10 protein-coding genes are annotated in these 14,170 nt (G+C 45.0%); 2 read left to right on the top strand and 8 right to left on the bottom strand.

The genetic code is table 11. The features are described 5' to 3' along the window. A partial coding sequence (locus QUB08_RS01775) for a hypothetical protein (protein ID WP_333222924.1) occupies positions 1–247 on the bottom strand: 247 nt, incomplete at its 3' end. A gap of 131 nt (positions 248–378) precedes the next feature. Between QUB08_RS01775 and QUB08_RS01770 the strand changes: the two genes are divergently transcribed. Further along, positions 379–969 carry a calcium-binding protein gene (locus tag QUB08_RS01770; RefSeq protein ID WP_333222922.1) on the top strand — a complete coding sequence of 197 codons (591 nt, stop codon included), beginning with the start codon at positions 379–381 and terminating at the stop codon, positions 967–969. Between the two features lie 363 nt (positions 970–1,332). On the opposite strand, the gene QUB08_RS01765 is transcribed toward QUB08_RS01770, so the two are convergent. Further along, complete coding sequence (locus QUB08_RS01765; protein WP_333222920.1) at positions 1,333–2,394, bottom strand: UPF0104 family protein; 1,062 nt, start codon at positions 2,392–2,394, stop codon at positions 1,333–1,335. A 383-nt stretch (positions 2,395–2,777) separates the two neighbouring features. Between QUB08_RS01765 and QUB08_RS01760 the strand changes: the two genes are divergently transcribed. Continuing rightward, complete coding sequence (locus QUB08_RS01760; RefSeq protein WP_333222918.1) at positions 2,778–4,823, top strand: S8 family serine peptidase; 2,046 nt, start codon at positions 2,778–2,780, stop codon at positions 4,821–4,823. Between the two features lie 452 nt (positions 4,824–5,275). Here QUB08_RS01760 and QUB08_RS01755 read toward each other — a convergent pair whose 3' ends face one another. The 6 genes from QUB08_RS01755 to QUB08_RS01730 all read right to left on the bottom strand — a co-directional run bounded on the left by QUB08_RS01755 (position 5,276) and on the right by QUB08_RS01730 (position 14,069). Then, the gene (locus QUB08_RS01755; protein WP_333222916.1) at positions 5,276–5,755 is read right to left on the bottom strand and encodes a hypothetical protein; all 480 of its coding nucleotides are present in this window, start codon (positions 5,753–5,755) and stop codon (positions 5,276–5,278) included. Between the two features lie 173 nt (positions 5,756–5,928). Next, complete coding sequence (locus QUB08_RS01750) at positions 5,929–7,599, bottom strand: glycosyltransferase family 39 protein (RefSeq protein WP_333222914.1); 1,671 nt, start codon at positions 7,597–7,599, stop codon at positions 5,929–5,931. A gap of 36 nt (positions 7,600–7,635) precedes the next feature. After that, the gene (locus tag QUB08_RS01745; protein WP_333222912.1) at positions 7,636–9,255 is read right to left on the bottom strand and encodes a glycosyltransferase family 39 protein; all 1,620 of its coding nucleotides are present in this window, start codon (positions 9,253–9,255) and stop codon (positions 7,636–7,638) included. A gap of 220 nt (positions 9,256–9,475) precedes the next feature. Further along, positions 9,476–12,451, bottom strand: coding sequence for an L-glutamate gamma-semialdehyde dehydrogenase (pruA, locus tag QUB08_RS01740; RefSeq protein ID WP_333222910.1), 2,976 nt, complete (start codon positions 12,449–12,451; stop codon positions 9,476–9,478). A gap of 85 nt (positions 12,452–12,536) precedes the next feature. After that, the gene (locus QUB08_RS01735) at positions 12,537–13,460 is read right to left on the bottom strand and encodes a hypothetical protein (RefSeq protein ID WP_333222908.1); all 924 of its coding nucleotides are present in this window, start codon (positions 13,458–13,460) and stop codon (positions 12,537–12,539) included. Positions 13,461–13,742: 282 nt separating this feature from the next. Next, positions 13,743–14,069 carry a DUF433 domain-containing protein gene (locus QUB08_RS01730; protein WP_333222906.1) on the bottom strand — a complete coding sequence of 109 codons (327 nt, stop codon included), beginning with the start codon at positions 14,067–14,069 and terminating at the stop codon, positions 13,743–13,745. Positions 14,070–14,170 lie beyond the last annotated feature (101 nt).

Here is a 14,170-nt window from a genome sequence, read left to right as displayed (position 1 = left end):
ACTCCAACACCACCAACAACTCCAACTCCAACACCACCAACAACTCCAACTCCAACACCACCAACAACTCCAACTCCAACACCACCAACAACTCCAACTCCAACACCACCAACAACTCCAACTCCAACACCACCAACAACTCCAACTCCAACACCACCAACAACTCCAACTCCAACACCACCAACAACTCCAACTCCAACACCACCAACAACTCCAACTCCGACACCAACACCGACACCTGCACCATTAGTATCTATCTTTTCACCCACACCTAATGCCACAGACGGCGGTGAACCTACGGGACTGCCACAAAATCTTAGCGGGCCTGGATTTTACTTCTTCACAGACAATGCTGATACTGTTATACCGCCAGAGGCGATGGGTAAGGGAATCTTGGCGCTATCCGGCAATGACTCTTTAACAGGTACGAATAACGATGAAACCTTCAGTGGCAATCAAGGTGCTGATACACTTAACGGACTGGGTGGCAACGACATTTTGTTAGGCGGAAAAGGATCTGATAGCATTGATGGTGGTGCTGGCAACGACTTCCTCAGCGGTAATAACGACAATGACAGCCTAATAGGAGGAGAGGGCAATGATGTTATCCGGGGCGGCAAGGGAAATGATACTCTCAATGGCGGTGCGGGCAACGATATACTCATAGGCGATCGCGGCCAAGACATTCTTACAGGGGGTGATGGCAATGATGCTTTCTTCTTCGCCGCAGATGAAGATTCAACTCCGATTAATCAAACAGATGTGATTACGGACTTCCGCCCTGGAGATTCAATTGGTTTGATGGAAGGACTAACATTTTCTGCTCTCACTTTTGAGCGTGTGAATTTGCAGCTTGACGGCGCAACACCTGTGGCTTCTACGGCTATCAAAGTGGGTGATAGTTATTTGGCTATAGTCTCTGGGGTAGCTCAAGATGCCCTGAATGCTAGCGTTTTCTTCAAAGCCTAGAGCGATCGCACGGGCTGGGTCAAGGCATCTATGCAATTGGGTTCGGCAGCTATTCCTGCGGCCCAATTGCTTGATCTAAAAATAAGACGCTACCTACACTAAGGATCGCGAATTAAATAATTTACACAAGTTTGTGGGGAGTAGGGGTTGGGCGTCCCGCCCGCCCTTTCTGGACGGGCGGGACGCCCATCCCACAAGAACCATCACGCATTGTAAGTTATTTAATTCTCATTCCTAACCTGCTTTTGCCTTATAAAATCATCAATTCGGTTGGCAGCTTGATTGCAGTATTCCTATTACCTGCAATCTGCTGTAATCTCACATTCTCAGCCCCGCACCCTACAATCACGAGAATATTTAGTTTTAAATTCGCCTTTTTGGACTGTGCCGATCGCGCTGGCGATCGAGCTTTGCCAAAGCGGCACCCGAAACATCCGCCAAAATGCTAATTATCCGATACAAAGCCACCGCACCCAGAATTATACCCGTAGAAAAGCGATCGGACAGCAGGGCGATCGCCGTTGCTTCAAATACTCCCATTCCGCCCGGTGCACCCGGTACGACTAAACCGACAACAAACGCAAAACAAAAAGCACCGAACAAGTTGGGAATATTGCTAAAGTCCACCGGAGTTAAAGCCGTTACAGTTAGCAAAAAACCGCACCCCCGCAATCCGATAAAACACATTTGTCCGATTAACGGCACTAAAGGATAGCGTTTAATTGGCAAATTAATTTTGCGGCTTGACTTGACATTCGATGTTTTTTTAGCTATATTTGAGGTAGACTCTACACGAAAATTCAGTTCCTCGCCCGCAGCCTCCTCAGCCTTTGAATTTTCTCCATTGTTCTTTGATAACTTCAACCGCTCCACAAAGAGAACGATCGGATTTAAAATTCGGGGATGAATCCCGGTTAAAATAGCAACACAACCGACAATCCGCAAAAACCAATTGAATTTGTCAAAACAAATCAACCCAATCAGGACGCCAGCAGAAGCCATCAGCAGCGGTTCCAGCAACACGCTGAGAGTAGCAGCTTTCGGGAAAATGCCTGCCTTTTTTGCCTCCAATATTCGACCCCAAAAATGCCAAATATTCCCCGGCAAATACTTGGCAATATTAGTTTTGAGAAAAACTTGAATTGCCCAGGCGGCAGTTACAGGTTGGCGGAATTCCCGCAAAATCAACATCCACACCCAGCCGACAAAAATTAGAGAAAGTAAAGTGACGCCAAGGGCGATCGCCAGCAAAGGAAAACTTTCGGCTCGAATTTGGATATTCGCGACTTCTCGCCAGTGAGTTAAAAAAGCTTTGGCAATAAATAAAAACGTCCCGCCCAAAATCAAATAGCGCAAATAAGGCTTTAAATGCGACTTCGCGAGGTTGAAAAAATTATGAATTCGATGCAAGTGTGGTTTTCCCATTTTCCGATCCCGATTTTGAATTTGGGATTAAGTTATACTGTTTGAGATTTTATATTTTAGAGCGACTAAGGCAAAATTGTGGTTGATTTACACGGCATGATATGACGGAATAAATCTGTTTAACCTGAGATGTTGCACCATTGTCAAGAACGGGCAAGATGCCCATTCCACAAAAGATGAATTTTCTTGTGGAACAGGCATCTTGCCTGTTCCTAAACAAGTAACTGAGAATGGTGGAACATCTCAGTTTAACCTAACCTATGCAGACCTCTACATACTGTGCGTAATGCCCGCCTTACAGACTACTTAAGGCGTTTTTAACCACAAACTTAAATTTAAAATCTAAAATTTAAATCGATATACCTCGCTAGGAGTACATTTCTATGCCCGGCCCGAGCCCTGACGGTCTTTCCTATCTTTTAGATGATAGCCCCAATAGTTTCGCCTTGACTCCGGGCTTTTTGACTCCTTATCCTAACGGATTTTTTGCCCTCGGCGGCAACGATTTTATTGTCGGTTCGTCGGATGCCGATCGCATCAGCGGTGATAATGGTAACGATCGCATTCTCGGCGGCAGCAATTCCGATACCCTGTTCGGGGGTGCAGACAACGATTTGCTTAACGGTGGTGTCGGCGCAGACTTCCTGTTTGGGGATGCCGGCAGCGATACCTTGCAGGGAGGCAAGGGAGATGACGCCCTCAACGGCGGCGACGGCAGCGACGTTTTAGTGGGCGATGGGGGCAAAGATACGCTGACAGGGGATTTGGGCCCCGATACCTTTGTCTTCCGCAGCGACTCCGCAGTCTCCGATCCGGCTGCTGCAGACATTATTACTGACTTTAACAGTTTTGTGGATTCGATCGGACTGACTGACAATCTTACCGAAGCTGACTTGATTCTCGAAGAAATCGCGATCGCCCCCGGTATTTCCAATACATTAATTAAAATTCGCCAATCCAATGCTATTTTAGGCTTGGTAGCCAACGCATCTCCACAAGACCTCGCCAATACATTCATCTCTGCAACTACCGTATTGGGCAACCAACTGGATCAAGCTCGCGATTTAGGCGTTTTGGGCGGCACTCAAACGATCGCAGACTCGCTTAGCAATGCCCGGCCAGACGGCCTTTACCGCTTTATTTTGCCTGCAAATAGCGACTTTAATTTAACTGTCAGCGGTTTGACGGCGGATGTTGACGTGGCATTAATTAAAGATCTTAACGGCGACAATTCTATTGACTTCACCGATATTATTGCTTCTTCTCAACAACCGAATTTATCGCCAGAGTCGATCGACATCAACGGTTTAGCAGCAGGAACTTACTTTGTCCGAGTTTATCAATACCAAGGCAGTACAAATTTCTCTCTCAATCTGTCTGCAACCCCTGCAACTGTTTTTACTAACAATGCGAGCAACTTGCAGGGTTTTGACTCTCGTTTTGGGTTCGGTTTGGTGAATGCAGCGGTGGCAGTTGCTAAAGCTCAAGGTACTGCAACTTTTTCTGATGTTCCCGACTTGGGTGGCGACGAGTGGGGCAGAGATTTAATTAAAGCTCCAGAGGTTTGGGCCCAGGGGTTGACTGGAGACGGAATTGTGGTGGCAGTTATCGACAGCGGAGTTGACTACAATCACCCGGATTTGACGGGGAATATTTGGAGCAATGTGGGGGAAACTGGTGTTGATGCGATCGGTCGCAATAAAGCTAGCAACGGGGTTGATGATGACAACAATGGCTTTGTGGACGATTTCCGAGGGTGGGATTTTGTCAATAACGATAATGACCCGATGGATGATAACAATCACGGCACTCATATAGCCGGTTTAGTTGCTGCGAAAAAAGATGGGGTTGGGATTACTGGAACGGCTCCGACTGCGAAGATTATGCCTTTGAAAATACTCGATCGGGCAGGGGTAGGTAAAATTAGGGATGAAATTAATGCGATTAATTATGCAGTAGCAAATGGAGCAAAGATCATAAATGTGAGTTTGGGCGGTCAACAGTTGAATGCTCAAGAATTGGATGCGATTCGAGCGGCCGAAGCTCAAGGCGCGATCGTGATTTCGGCGGCGGGAAATGATGCTCGCCCACAAGTAGATTATCCGGCTCGGTTTGCCAATGAGGTAGGAATTGCTGTCGGCGCTGTTACCCGAAATGGCTTGTTTGGGGATTATTCTAACCGGGCGGGTGCGGAGACTATTAATTATTTTGTTGCTCCGGGCGGCGACGGCGGCAGGGCGGATTCTAGTGATGTTTATTCAACTGTGCCCCTTTCTCAACCGGGGATTCCCTATCGATATTTTGCGGGTACTTCAATGGCAGTGCCGCAGGTAGCGGGGGTGATAGCTTTGATGTTGCAAGCTAATCCGAGTCTGACTCCTGCTGATATTAAGAGGATTCTTGCGGAAACTGCGAATCGAGCGGTTTGAATTAATTGATAATTGATAATTGGTAATTGGTAATTGGTAATTGGTAATTGGTAATGGGCTTGACATACTGTTACCAGATTTCCTAGGGGCGGGTTTCACCAACAATATCGAATTGCTACTAACAATCTACATAAACCCGCCCCCACACAACTAACAATCTACATCAACATTGATTTGTATTGAATGCGAAAAATGTACAAGGGGTTTACCGTGGGATAGGGGCGGGTTTTATATAGCAATCCTAAATGATTATACTCGTTACCAGGCTCTTCCTGGTAACGCATATCCGGAGGAAGAGCCTCCATAGTCTGGGCCGAGGCTCTTCCTCGCTTACATCGGTTCCCAGGCAGAGCTTGGGAACCAGTTAACCAGTTATTGAAACTGATGCGAGGATTGCTATAGATTGTTAATTAACCTAAATATTGTTGGTGAACCCCCCCCTACAAGCCAAATTAATAATTGGCCGCGTAAGTTAAGTCAAATTGGCGGCACAGAGTGATGCAGCAGTAGGTTGGTCGATCGAATACTAACTCGTAATTCATCTCGCCGTCTATTTTGGTGATCGGCTGCTTTAAGGGGATGCCCTGAATATCGTATTGGCGGCGTTCTAAGGCACTCCAGTCGATAATTTTGAAGTCGATTTGGTTTTGCAACTCAGTTGCGATCAGATATAGGTGCATCTTGTCTTGAACTTTCCCAGTCAGGGGAACTTTTATTAACACTGACTGGGTGACGAGGGGTTTTTGGTCGTTGGGATGCTTCTGGGTGTGGCAGCTTTTGAGTTCTATATCGTAAGGTTCTACCTTGAATTTCTCTCCACTGGCGATCGCAGATGAGTGCAAATCTTTCAGGCACTTTTCTAGGTGAGGAATCAGCCCTAAGTCTGGATCACACAGAAGTTTACGAATGTTGGAGGTTTCAGTGACTGTCATTTGAGATTTTTGATGTTATTTTTTTATTCTTAACTTTTAGCTTACCACGAAAAGCAAACCTATCGAACTCTCCTTGCGACATACTTCCCAAAATGCCGTTTATGGCCAGTATGTCGCAGTGAATAAGACATTTTTGGGCAGCCAACCCGTGTTTTTTGCCTTAATGTTTGAGATTATTTCTTGGTAATTTTCCACAGATTAAGCTCGACATTAGTGTCAGCCGGATCTATTTGATAGTTTTGTTGCTGAATTGCCGATCGCAAACTTGAGGACGGTCTGTATAAAAACAACTCGCTGAAACCGCCGGGAATTTGTGGGGGTTGGGGTTTTTTCTTTGCCAATTCTCGATTTTTGTAGCAAGAAGTGTAACAGCGGGGTTCTATTAGCAGTTTGACTTTTGGTTCTAGGTAATAACTTAAAGGCATCATATATACGATATTGGCATCGCTGATAATTAGGGGATTGCTGGCTTGATTGACAGTCCCAGCTACTTCCAAGGCACTCAACCAACCGCTGCCTTTATTCCACCAAATGTCTGCTTGAGAACTAACTCCACCGGATATAATACCTGCGGACAAAACTGTAACTATAACTATTTTCCACAGTTTTTGCTGTTTAAAGTTCTCCAAATTGTTACTAATTTTCGCAGACATCAGGTAAGCGACTGCTAGCTGAATTCCCACATAACAAGGAACTAAATATCGCGGATTTGCCGATCGCCTTCCACCCTTGATTAGATCAGGTACTGCTAAAAACAAAGCAGTTGTTGCAATTAATAACAATACAATCAACCACACTCGCTTTGGTGTTTGTCGGCATAGATAATAAAGGGCATAGCCGACTAAAGCTAGAATCATGATCCCAACTGGAATTACCAAGGCTAGTTGTGTGGCGTTGGCAGTTCCATCAATGCCAATATCAAAAAATGCTATGCTGACGGAACCAACCCACCTGCTGACTAATCTTAAGTAATTTGTTTGTTCTGCCCATGCTGTTGTGCTTCTAACTTGATTGAAGTTTTCTACAGTATTTACCAGGGAAGGCATGAAGCCACTCAATGCGATTAAACCTGCTACATAATAGGAAATGAATGTTTTCACATCGCGCCAGTTGGCAATAACTGCGACGTAGATTGCGTGGGCGGCAGCGACGCAGACAAATAACAAGTGGGTGTACAATCCCAGTGTTGCTGTGCCTGCATAAAGCGCCCAGGAAAGAACGAGGGCGACAGGATTTTGATTTTCGTTAGGACGCATTGCTCGCAGCAAGGCTGCACTGGATAAAATAGTAGTTAATGTCCACAAACTGTACTGTCTTGCTTCTTGGGCAAATAGGATGTGGTAGGGAGAAATTGCGAAAAGTGCGATCGCCATCCACGCTACGGCTGAAGATTCAAATAACTCCCAAGCCAGCCAATAAATTGCGGGAAATACTAGCAGGCTAATCACGGCGGCTAAACTTCTCATTGCTGCAACGGAACTACCGAACAACTGCGCCCAATATCGCGCTAGTACATAATACAGCGGCGGGTGGTGGGGGTCTTCTGTTCCTAAAGAATTCAAGGTATCCCTTAAAGTTTTTTCGGAATTTATCTGCTGATATTTTTGTAAATCCGCAGGCGAGGTTATTTTCTGGTACGAAATTTCTTTGATTATTTCAGCTTCGGTGTAGCCAGAAACTCTCAAAGAAGTATATGTTTCGTCGATCCAGTAAAATTTGCGATCGAGATTGGCGAAGCGAAATAAAATACCTATGACTAATACGGGTATAATTAAAAAGCGCAGCCACTTGTCAAGTGAATGGTTGTGAGAATTTAGTCGATCGCAATTTTTCGGAAATTCCATTTTAAACAAACTCACCGGCGGTTTCTATATAAAACATCATTTATTGACTATTTTGCCTAGGATCATTGCGTCATTTTTACCATAGATTGTTTGTATCTTGTATTGATTACTTTTGTTGGCAATTTTTGTCTTTAATTGTGGAGTAATACTGTACAAAAATATCTCGTTAAAATTTTGCGGGATTTCAACATTATTTTTAGGTGACATTAGTAATAATTTAGCTTTGGGATCGATTTGGTGACTCATACCGAGTAAATTGCCTATCGTATCTACATTATACTCGGGAAACTCTGTTATGATTAATGGCTTAGAAGCTGAGTTGACTGTGCGGGCGATCCGGATGTTAATATAAGAGCGGTCTTTATTCCACCAATTATCTGCTGACACATAGAGGCAGGAAGACGCAATTTCCATTGAGAGCAGAACAACTAGAGCTACTCTCCACAGCTTTTGTAATTGGATTGTAACTTGAACTTGAGTAAAAAGATAAGCAAGAGATATCTGGATTCCTAAATAACAGGGGATCATGTAACGAGTGTTGATAGATCGAATCCCTCCCCTAATTAAGTCCGCTGGTAAGAAAATTCCTACTATCACGAACGTTAAGGTCACAACAAACAACCAAACTCGGATTTCGGTTTTACTTACAAGTAAATAAAAAGAATACCCAACCATTATTAAAATCATTAAAATAACTGGCAGAGTAGATATCAAATATGGTCGTGGCAAATTCCAGTAAAATCCAACATCAAAAAATTGATTGCTAATGTTCAAAACCCAATTTTTTATCAATTCTGAAACAGGTCTTATCAGAGACAGCCAGGATGTTTTATCACTGGCATTGCCAGAATTTTTTATCATAGCTATAATCCAAGGAGACAGAGCAATCAATCCGGCTATTGATGCTAGCAAATAGCCAATTACATTCTTGTTAAACCGGAATTTTTCGATAATTAATACATAGATCCCATGTCCTATTGCCACTATTCCAAATAAGAGGTGAGTATAAAATCCAACTACTAATGTTACAGCATAAATTGCCCAACTACGATTAGTTTTTAGGCGCATACCTCGTAGCAAGACCGCGCTTGACAGTAAAATTAACATGACAAACAAACTGTAAGGTCGAGCTTCCTGAGCATAAACTACCTGAAAAGGCGATACAGCTATTATGGCAACTGCTAACCAAGCTGTCACCGATGACTCAAATAATTCTAAGCATAGCCAATACATACAAGGTAATGCCAGCACGCTAAAAACCGCCGACAAACTTCTAGTTACTGCGATTGAATCTCCAAACAGTTGCACCCAGAATCTCGCTGCTACAAAGTAGAGGGGAGTAAGTTGAGACTCTTCTAATGCCAATCCTTTTACCGTGTCAAAAACGCTTTTCTCTGCATTTATCCGCTGATACTTTTGTATACTTTTTATTTCCTTGATTTGACCGTCACCAAACTCTTGAATAAATTCAGATTCTGTATAACCGGAAATCCGCAGAGAAGTGTAACTTTCGTCTATCCAGTAAACTTTCTTTTCGAGATTGGCGAAACGAAAAAATATACCCAGGACTAATATAACTATCATTAAAAATCTCACCCACTTGTCAAGTGAAGGATTGTGAGAATTTAGACGACTACCATTTTTTCTATATTCCATTTTAAGTAAATTCAATTAGAACAACAGAATAGGTGCACCCGACTGTTTGGAACCATGATAAGCTGTTACGCATTTAAATTTAAAATTCGGGACAGGCTAGAAGCCCGTCCCACAATAGTTTTATGGATTTTTGACACACAGTTTAAATGTAAAACAGCTTAGCATATACCCGACTTCTTTAAGAAGTCGGGTATCAAATCTTAATCAAACGAATTTGAGATTAATCATCTACTCCTTCAATCGGCGCAAAACCCTGCCGCTGAATATTTTCGGTTATGGTGCGCGGTTCGAGGAATTGTAGCAAATAATCCGGGCCGCCAGCTTTAGAACCAACTCCCGAAAGTTTGAATCCTCCGAAAGGTTGGCGCGATACCACAGCCCCGGTAATTCCGCGATTGATGTACAGGTTTCCGACTTCAAAATCGGATGCGGCTTGATCGATATGCGAAGGTGTGCGAGAATACAATCCGCCGGTTAAAGCAAAATTCGTGCCGTTAGCAATCGCAATCGCTTCGCTGAAATTTTTTGCCCGAATCACCGACAAAACCGGGCCAAAAATTTCTTCTTGGGCGATAGTTGCTGTGGGCGATACTTCGGTAACAATGACTGGGCCGACAAAATAACCGGTTTCCGGTGCCGGCATTTCTAAAGCTATTTTAGCTTCGGCGCGGCCTGTTTCGATGTATTCACGGATGCGAGATTGGGCGCTGGCATCGATTACAGGGCCGACTTGAGTGCCGGGATTTTCTGCTGCGCCGACATTGAGCGATCGCGTCGCTTCTACCAATCGTGCCACAAAATTATCGTACACCGATTCGACCACAATTACTCGCGAACAAGCGGAACATTTTTGGCCGCTGTATCCAAATGCCGAATAAACTACGCCTGCAACTGCTTGGTCTAAATCCGCACTTTCATCGACAATAATTGCATTCTTGCCGCCCATTTCCGCAATTACTCGTTTCAGGTGTTTTTGTCCAGGCTGCAAAATCGCAGCATCGGCATAAATCTGACAGCCAACTTCCTGAGAACCGGTGAAAGTAATCATGTGGACATCAGGATGTTTCACCATGTAAGCGCCGACGGTTGAACCTTTGCAAGGCACGTATTGAAATACGCCTTTGGGAATTCCAGCTTCTAGCAAAATTTCGGCTATTTTCGCTGCAATTACTGAGGAAACTTCCGCAGGTTTGAGTAAAGTACAATTTCCAGCAACCAGCGATGCAACTGTCATGCCGACGGGAATTGCGAGGGGAAAATTCCAAGGTGAAATGATTAAAGAAATGCCGCGTGGCTGATAGCTATAACGGTTAGTTTCTCCGGGAATGTCGTAATTTTTCCCTTGTTCCAACCGTTCCATTTCGTCGGCGTAGTAGCGGCAAAAATCAATAGCTTCGGAAACTTCTGCATCGCCTTCTCTGACGGGTTTGCCGACTTCAAACACCATCCAAGCTGACAGTTCATGCCGCCGCTGTTCCATCAATTCTGCGGCTTTGCGGAGGACGCCTGCCCGCTGGCGGACGGGGGTTTTTCGCCAACTGGTGAAGGCTGCTTTTGCTGCTTCAAGGGCTTGTTTGGCCTGTTCTTCGGAAAGCAATCCGATGGTGCCGACTACTTCTGTGGGATTGGAAGGGTTGAGAGAGTTAACGGTTGCTTCAGTATTTTGGTACTCGCCATTGATTAGCGGTAAATAGGTTTTACCTAAGTTGGCGCGCACTGATTTGATGGCTGTTTCTGCTTGTTGCCGCAATTTGGTATTGGCGTAGTCGGTATCGGCAACGTTGGGAAATACTTTGCTGTAAACTAGCTGGTCATTTCCGTTAGCAACTGGTGCGGCTAACAATTGTTCGATCGGCATTTCTTCGGAACTTTGCCGGATGAAAGAACTGTTGGCGGTATTTTCCAGCAAACGGCGGATCAAATAAGCCATTCCCGGCAGCAAATCGCCGTAGGGGCAGTAGACTCGGACGCGATAACCCCGATCGACCAAAAGCTTGGCCAATTTGTCGCCCATGCCATACAGCACTTGCATTTCAAAGCGGCGGCGCGGTATATTGAGAGTTTCGGCAATGGCGATCGCCCTCGCTTGCGATCGTACATTATGACTGCCAATAGCTGCATACAAATATTCGTGATTTTCGAGCAGCAACTGCGTCATCTGCTCGAAATTAGCATCTGTAGCAACTTTGTCATTGTAGACCGGCTGTGGCCAATCTTTCTGCATCGCTTTGATAGTTTCCTGATCCCAGTAAGCGCCTTTTACCAGCCGCACTGTTACCGGATTTCCGCGTTTTTTTGCCCAGGAAATCAGGTTTCGCAAATCTTGGGCACTGTCGCGCAAATATGCTTGCAATGTAATTCCAATATCCGTGCGACTGCGAAACTCTTCCTCTAACAATAAGTCTTTGAGAATGCTCAGAGTTAAACTTTTGTAAGCATACTGTTCCATATCGAAATGAACCGCCGCGCCCAACTCCTTCGCGCGACGCAGTAACAGGCGAATTCTCTCGCTTACTTTCTCCTCGCTACCTTTAGCATCCAAAGGGTCAAACTGAGAATAAAAAGCGGTTAACTTTACCGATACTTGCACTCGCGGCACAGTTTCATCATCAGCTTTGTCAATTGCATCTACCTGCGGCCAATTCTTCGCTGCCTTCGCCAGTTCCTCCATCAATTCCAAATAGCGGTTAAGATAAATTTCCGCCTCAGTTTCAGTGATGACAGCTTCCCCCAAAAGGTCAACTGTAAAACCCATTTTATCTTTGCGAAGTCGCTCTAAAGTTTTAACTACCTGCTTGATATTTTCCCCAGAAATATACTTGTGCGCCAAAGTTTCCACCGCAGGCGCAACCGTCGTCGCTGCCAATTGTCCAGGAATCGACTCAGCGTTAGTAAAATTGAGCAATTTTTTCAAAGCTTCGGGCAATTCTACCTCTTGGGCGGTCAGGTATTCTTGCAAGTGGCGGGCAATTTCCGGCTTGCTGCGGAGTGCCGGCAAACAGTCGATGAATCGAAACAATTGCACCCGCAGTCCGGGGCTAGCCATCGCCCAATCCATTAGTTTGTCGTCCCAGCGCATTTGGTCTTGCAGTTGACCGAAAAAAGAGCGCTTTTTCTCTTGAGTTGCCTTCAGGATTTCTTTGGCAATTTCCTGGGTTTTTGCTTCGTAGATGCTTGGAGATATTTGTGCAACCATTGGTAATTAGTAATGGGTAATTTGTAATTGGCAACCAGGGCGGGTTTATCTATTGTGTAACTACCCCCTGATACAATTATAGTTGCTATTTGACTTCAATTTTAACTTGGTAGTTGGCTTGGCGATCGCCTGAAATTTCAATAGTATAATCGCCGCTACTGGCTAGTTGACCTTGCCACTGACCTGTGCTATCAGCAGTACCTAAATTTTCACCGTTAGGAGCAATAATTGCTGCGCTAACTTGACCTTCTTGAACATTTATTGTCATGCTTTGGCCGCTATTGCACTCCAGTAAGTAGCGCCTGGATATGTTGGCTCGCAAACTATTGCTCAGAGTAGTTCCCGTAGCACCGGCTTGAAAGTAAACTCGCTCGGTTACAGGGGTTTCAACCGCAGCGGGAGTTGGAGTTGGAGAAGGCAACGGCAAAGGAGAAGGCAACGGCGAAGCAAGTTGCGGAACACCAGACAGAGAGGGGATTTGAGTGGGACGGGGCGACGGAGGGAATGTGGCGGGCCGTCCATTTCCAGGGGCTGGGGGAAGTCCGGGCCGACGGTTGACGGGCGCTGTGGCGACAGGCGGAGGGCTTTCGGGGAGGGGTACGTCAGCGGGTAGTTTGATTTGAAGGTTCGCTCTTTCCTGATACATTTTCCACGCTAGCAAACTGCCGAGACTAAGGACGGAACCGACTAAGATTCCGCTGATAAAAACTGCTAAGATTTGCCACGAGCGAGCTGGTTTGGGTTCGGGGTTGGCAGTTGGAATTGTTGGAGGCGGATAACTTGTAATTTGAGTTGTTTCCGGCGTACTATCGGCGGTAACGGGAATTGTTTCGGCTGCGTCGATTGGCGCTGCAATATCTTCGGGGGCGACAATTTCTGCGGTAGTTTCTGCTGATGCGGAAATTGAATCAGCCCTGGCAATTTCACTGCGATCGAACTCATCGCTGCTAGGGGAAATTATTTCCGGGTGCTGAGTCAAAATTTGTTTTTTTTCCTGTTCGTCGCTCATGGGGCTAAAATTATTTTACAAAGACCGCTTTTACACATTTTACGTTACTGGTGCGATCGCCTGCACTGAAATTATCTAGCAGAATGAAGAAAGCACGACACGGATACACGGATTAATTATCGAGGGTTAGGCAAAAGTTAGGATCGCGAATTAAATAACTTACAATTTTAATTGTTATTGTGGGATGGGCGGGACGCCCATCCCACTTTCAAGAGTGGAAGTTATTTAATTCTCATTCCTTAGAAGGAAGATAGTTCATCTGCATACAAACCTGCCATGATATTAGTTTATATCGTTCAAATTAATTACTGCTTCAATCTCGTCAGGAAATACTTCAGCATAAGCCCAGGCATTTTTCAAGTCGTTAGCACTAAGATGCGGATAATCTTCTAAAAGTTGAGCATCCATTGCACCTAATCGACGAGACTCTACCAATCCCCAAACAGAAATTCTAGTCCCGGCAATCCTGGCATTACCGCCGACTACACCGGGAGTTTTTTCAATTCCCTGCCAGGTGTGGGCTAAACTTTGAGCTAATATCTGTATTGCTTGAGCTTTCTCAGGCGGAGTCAGGGAAAGCCGTTGCGGTTCTAATTCTTTTAGTGTCATAGTTAATCAGGGGTTTGACTGCTGGGAAGGTCGTATCTATATTATAGCGATCGAGCTTTTTACTGGTAAAAATAAACCACCCGACAAGAAAATGGTACTTG

It is taken from the genome of Microcoleus sp. BR0-C5, from assembly GCF_036705045.1.
Lineage (GTDB): Bacteria > Cyanobacteriota > Cyanobacteriia > Cyanobacteriales > Microcoleaceae > Microcoleus.
This window is presented reverse-complemented; position numbering and strand designations above follow the sequence as displayed.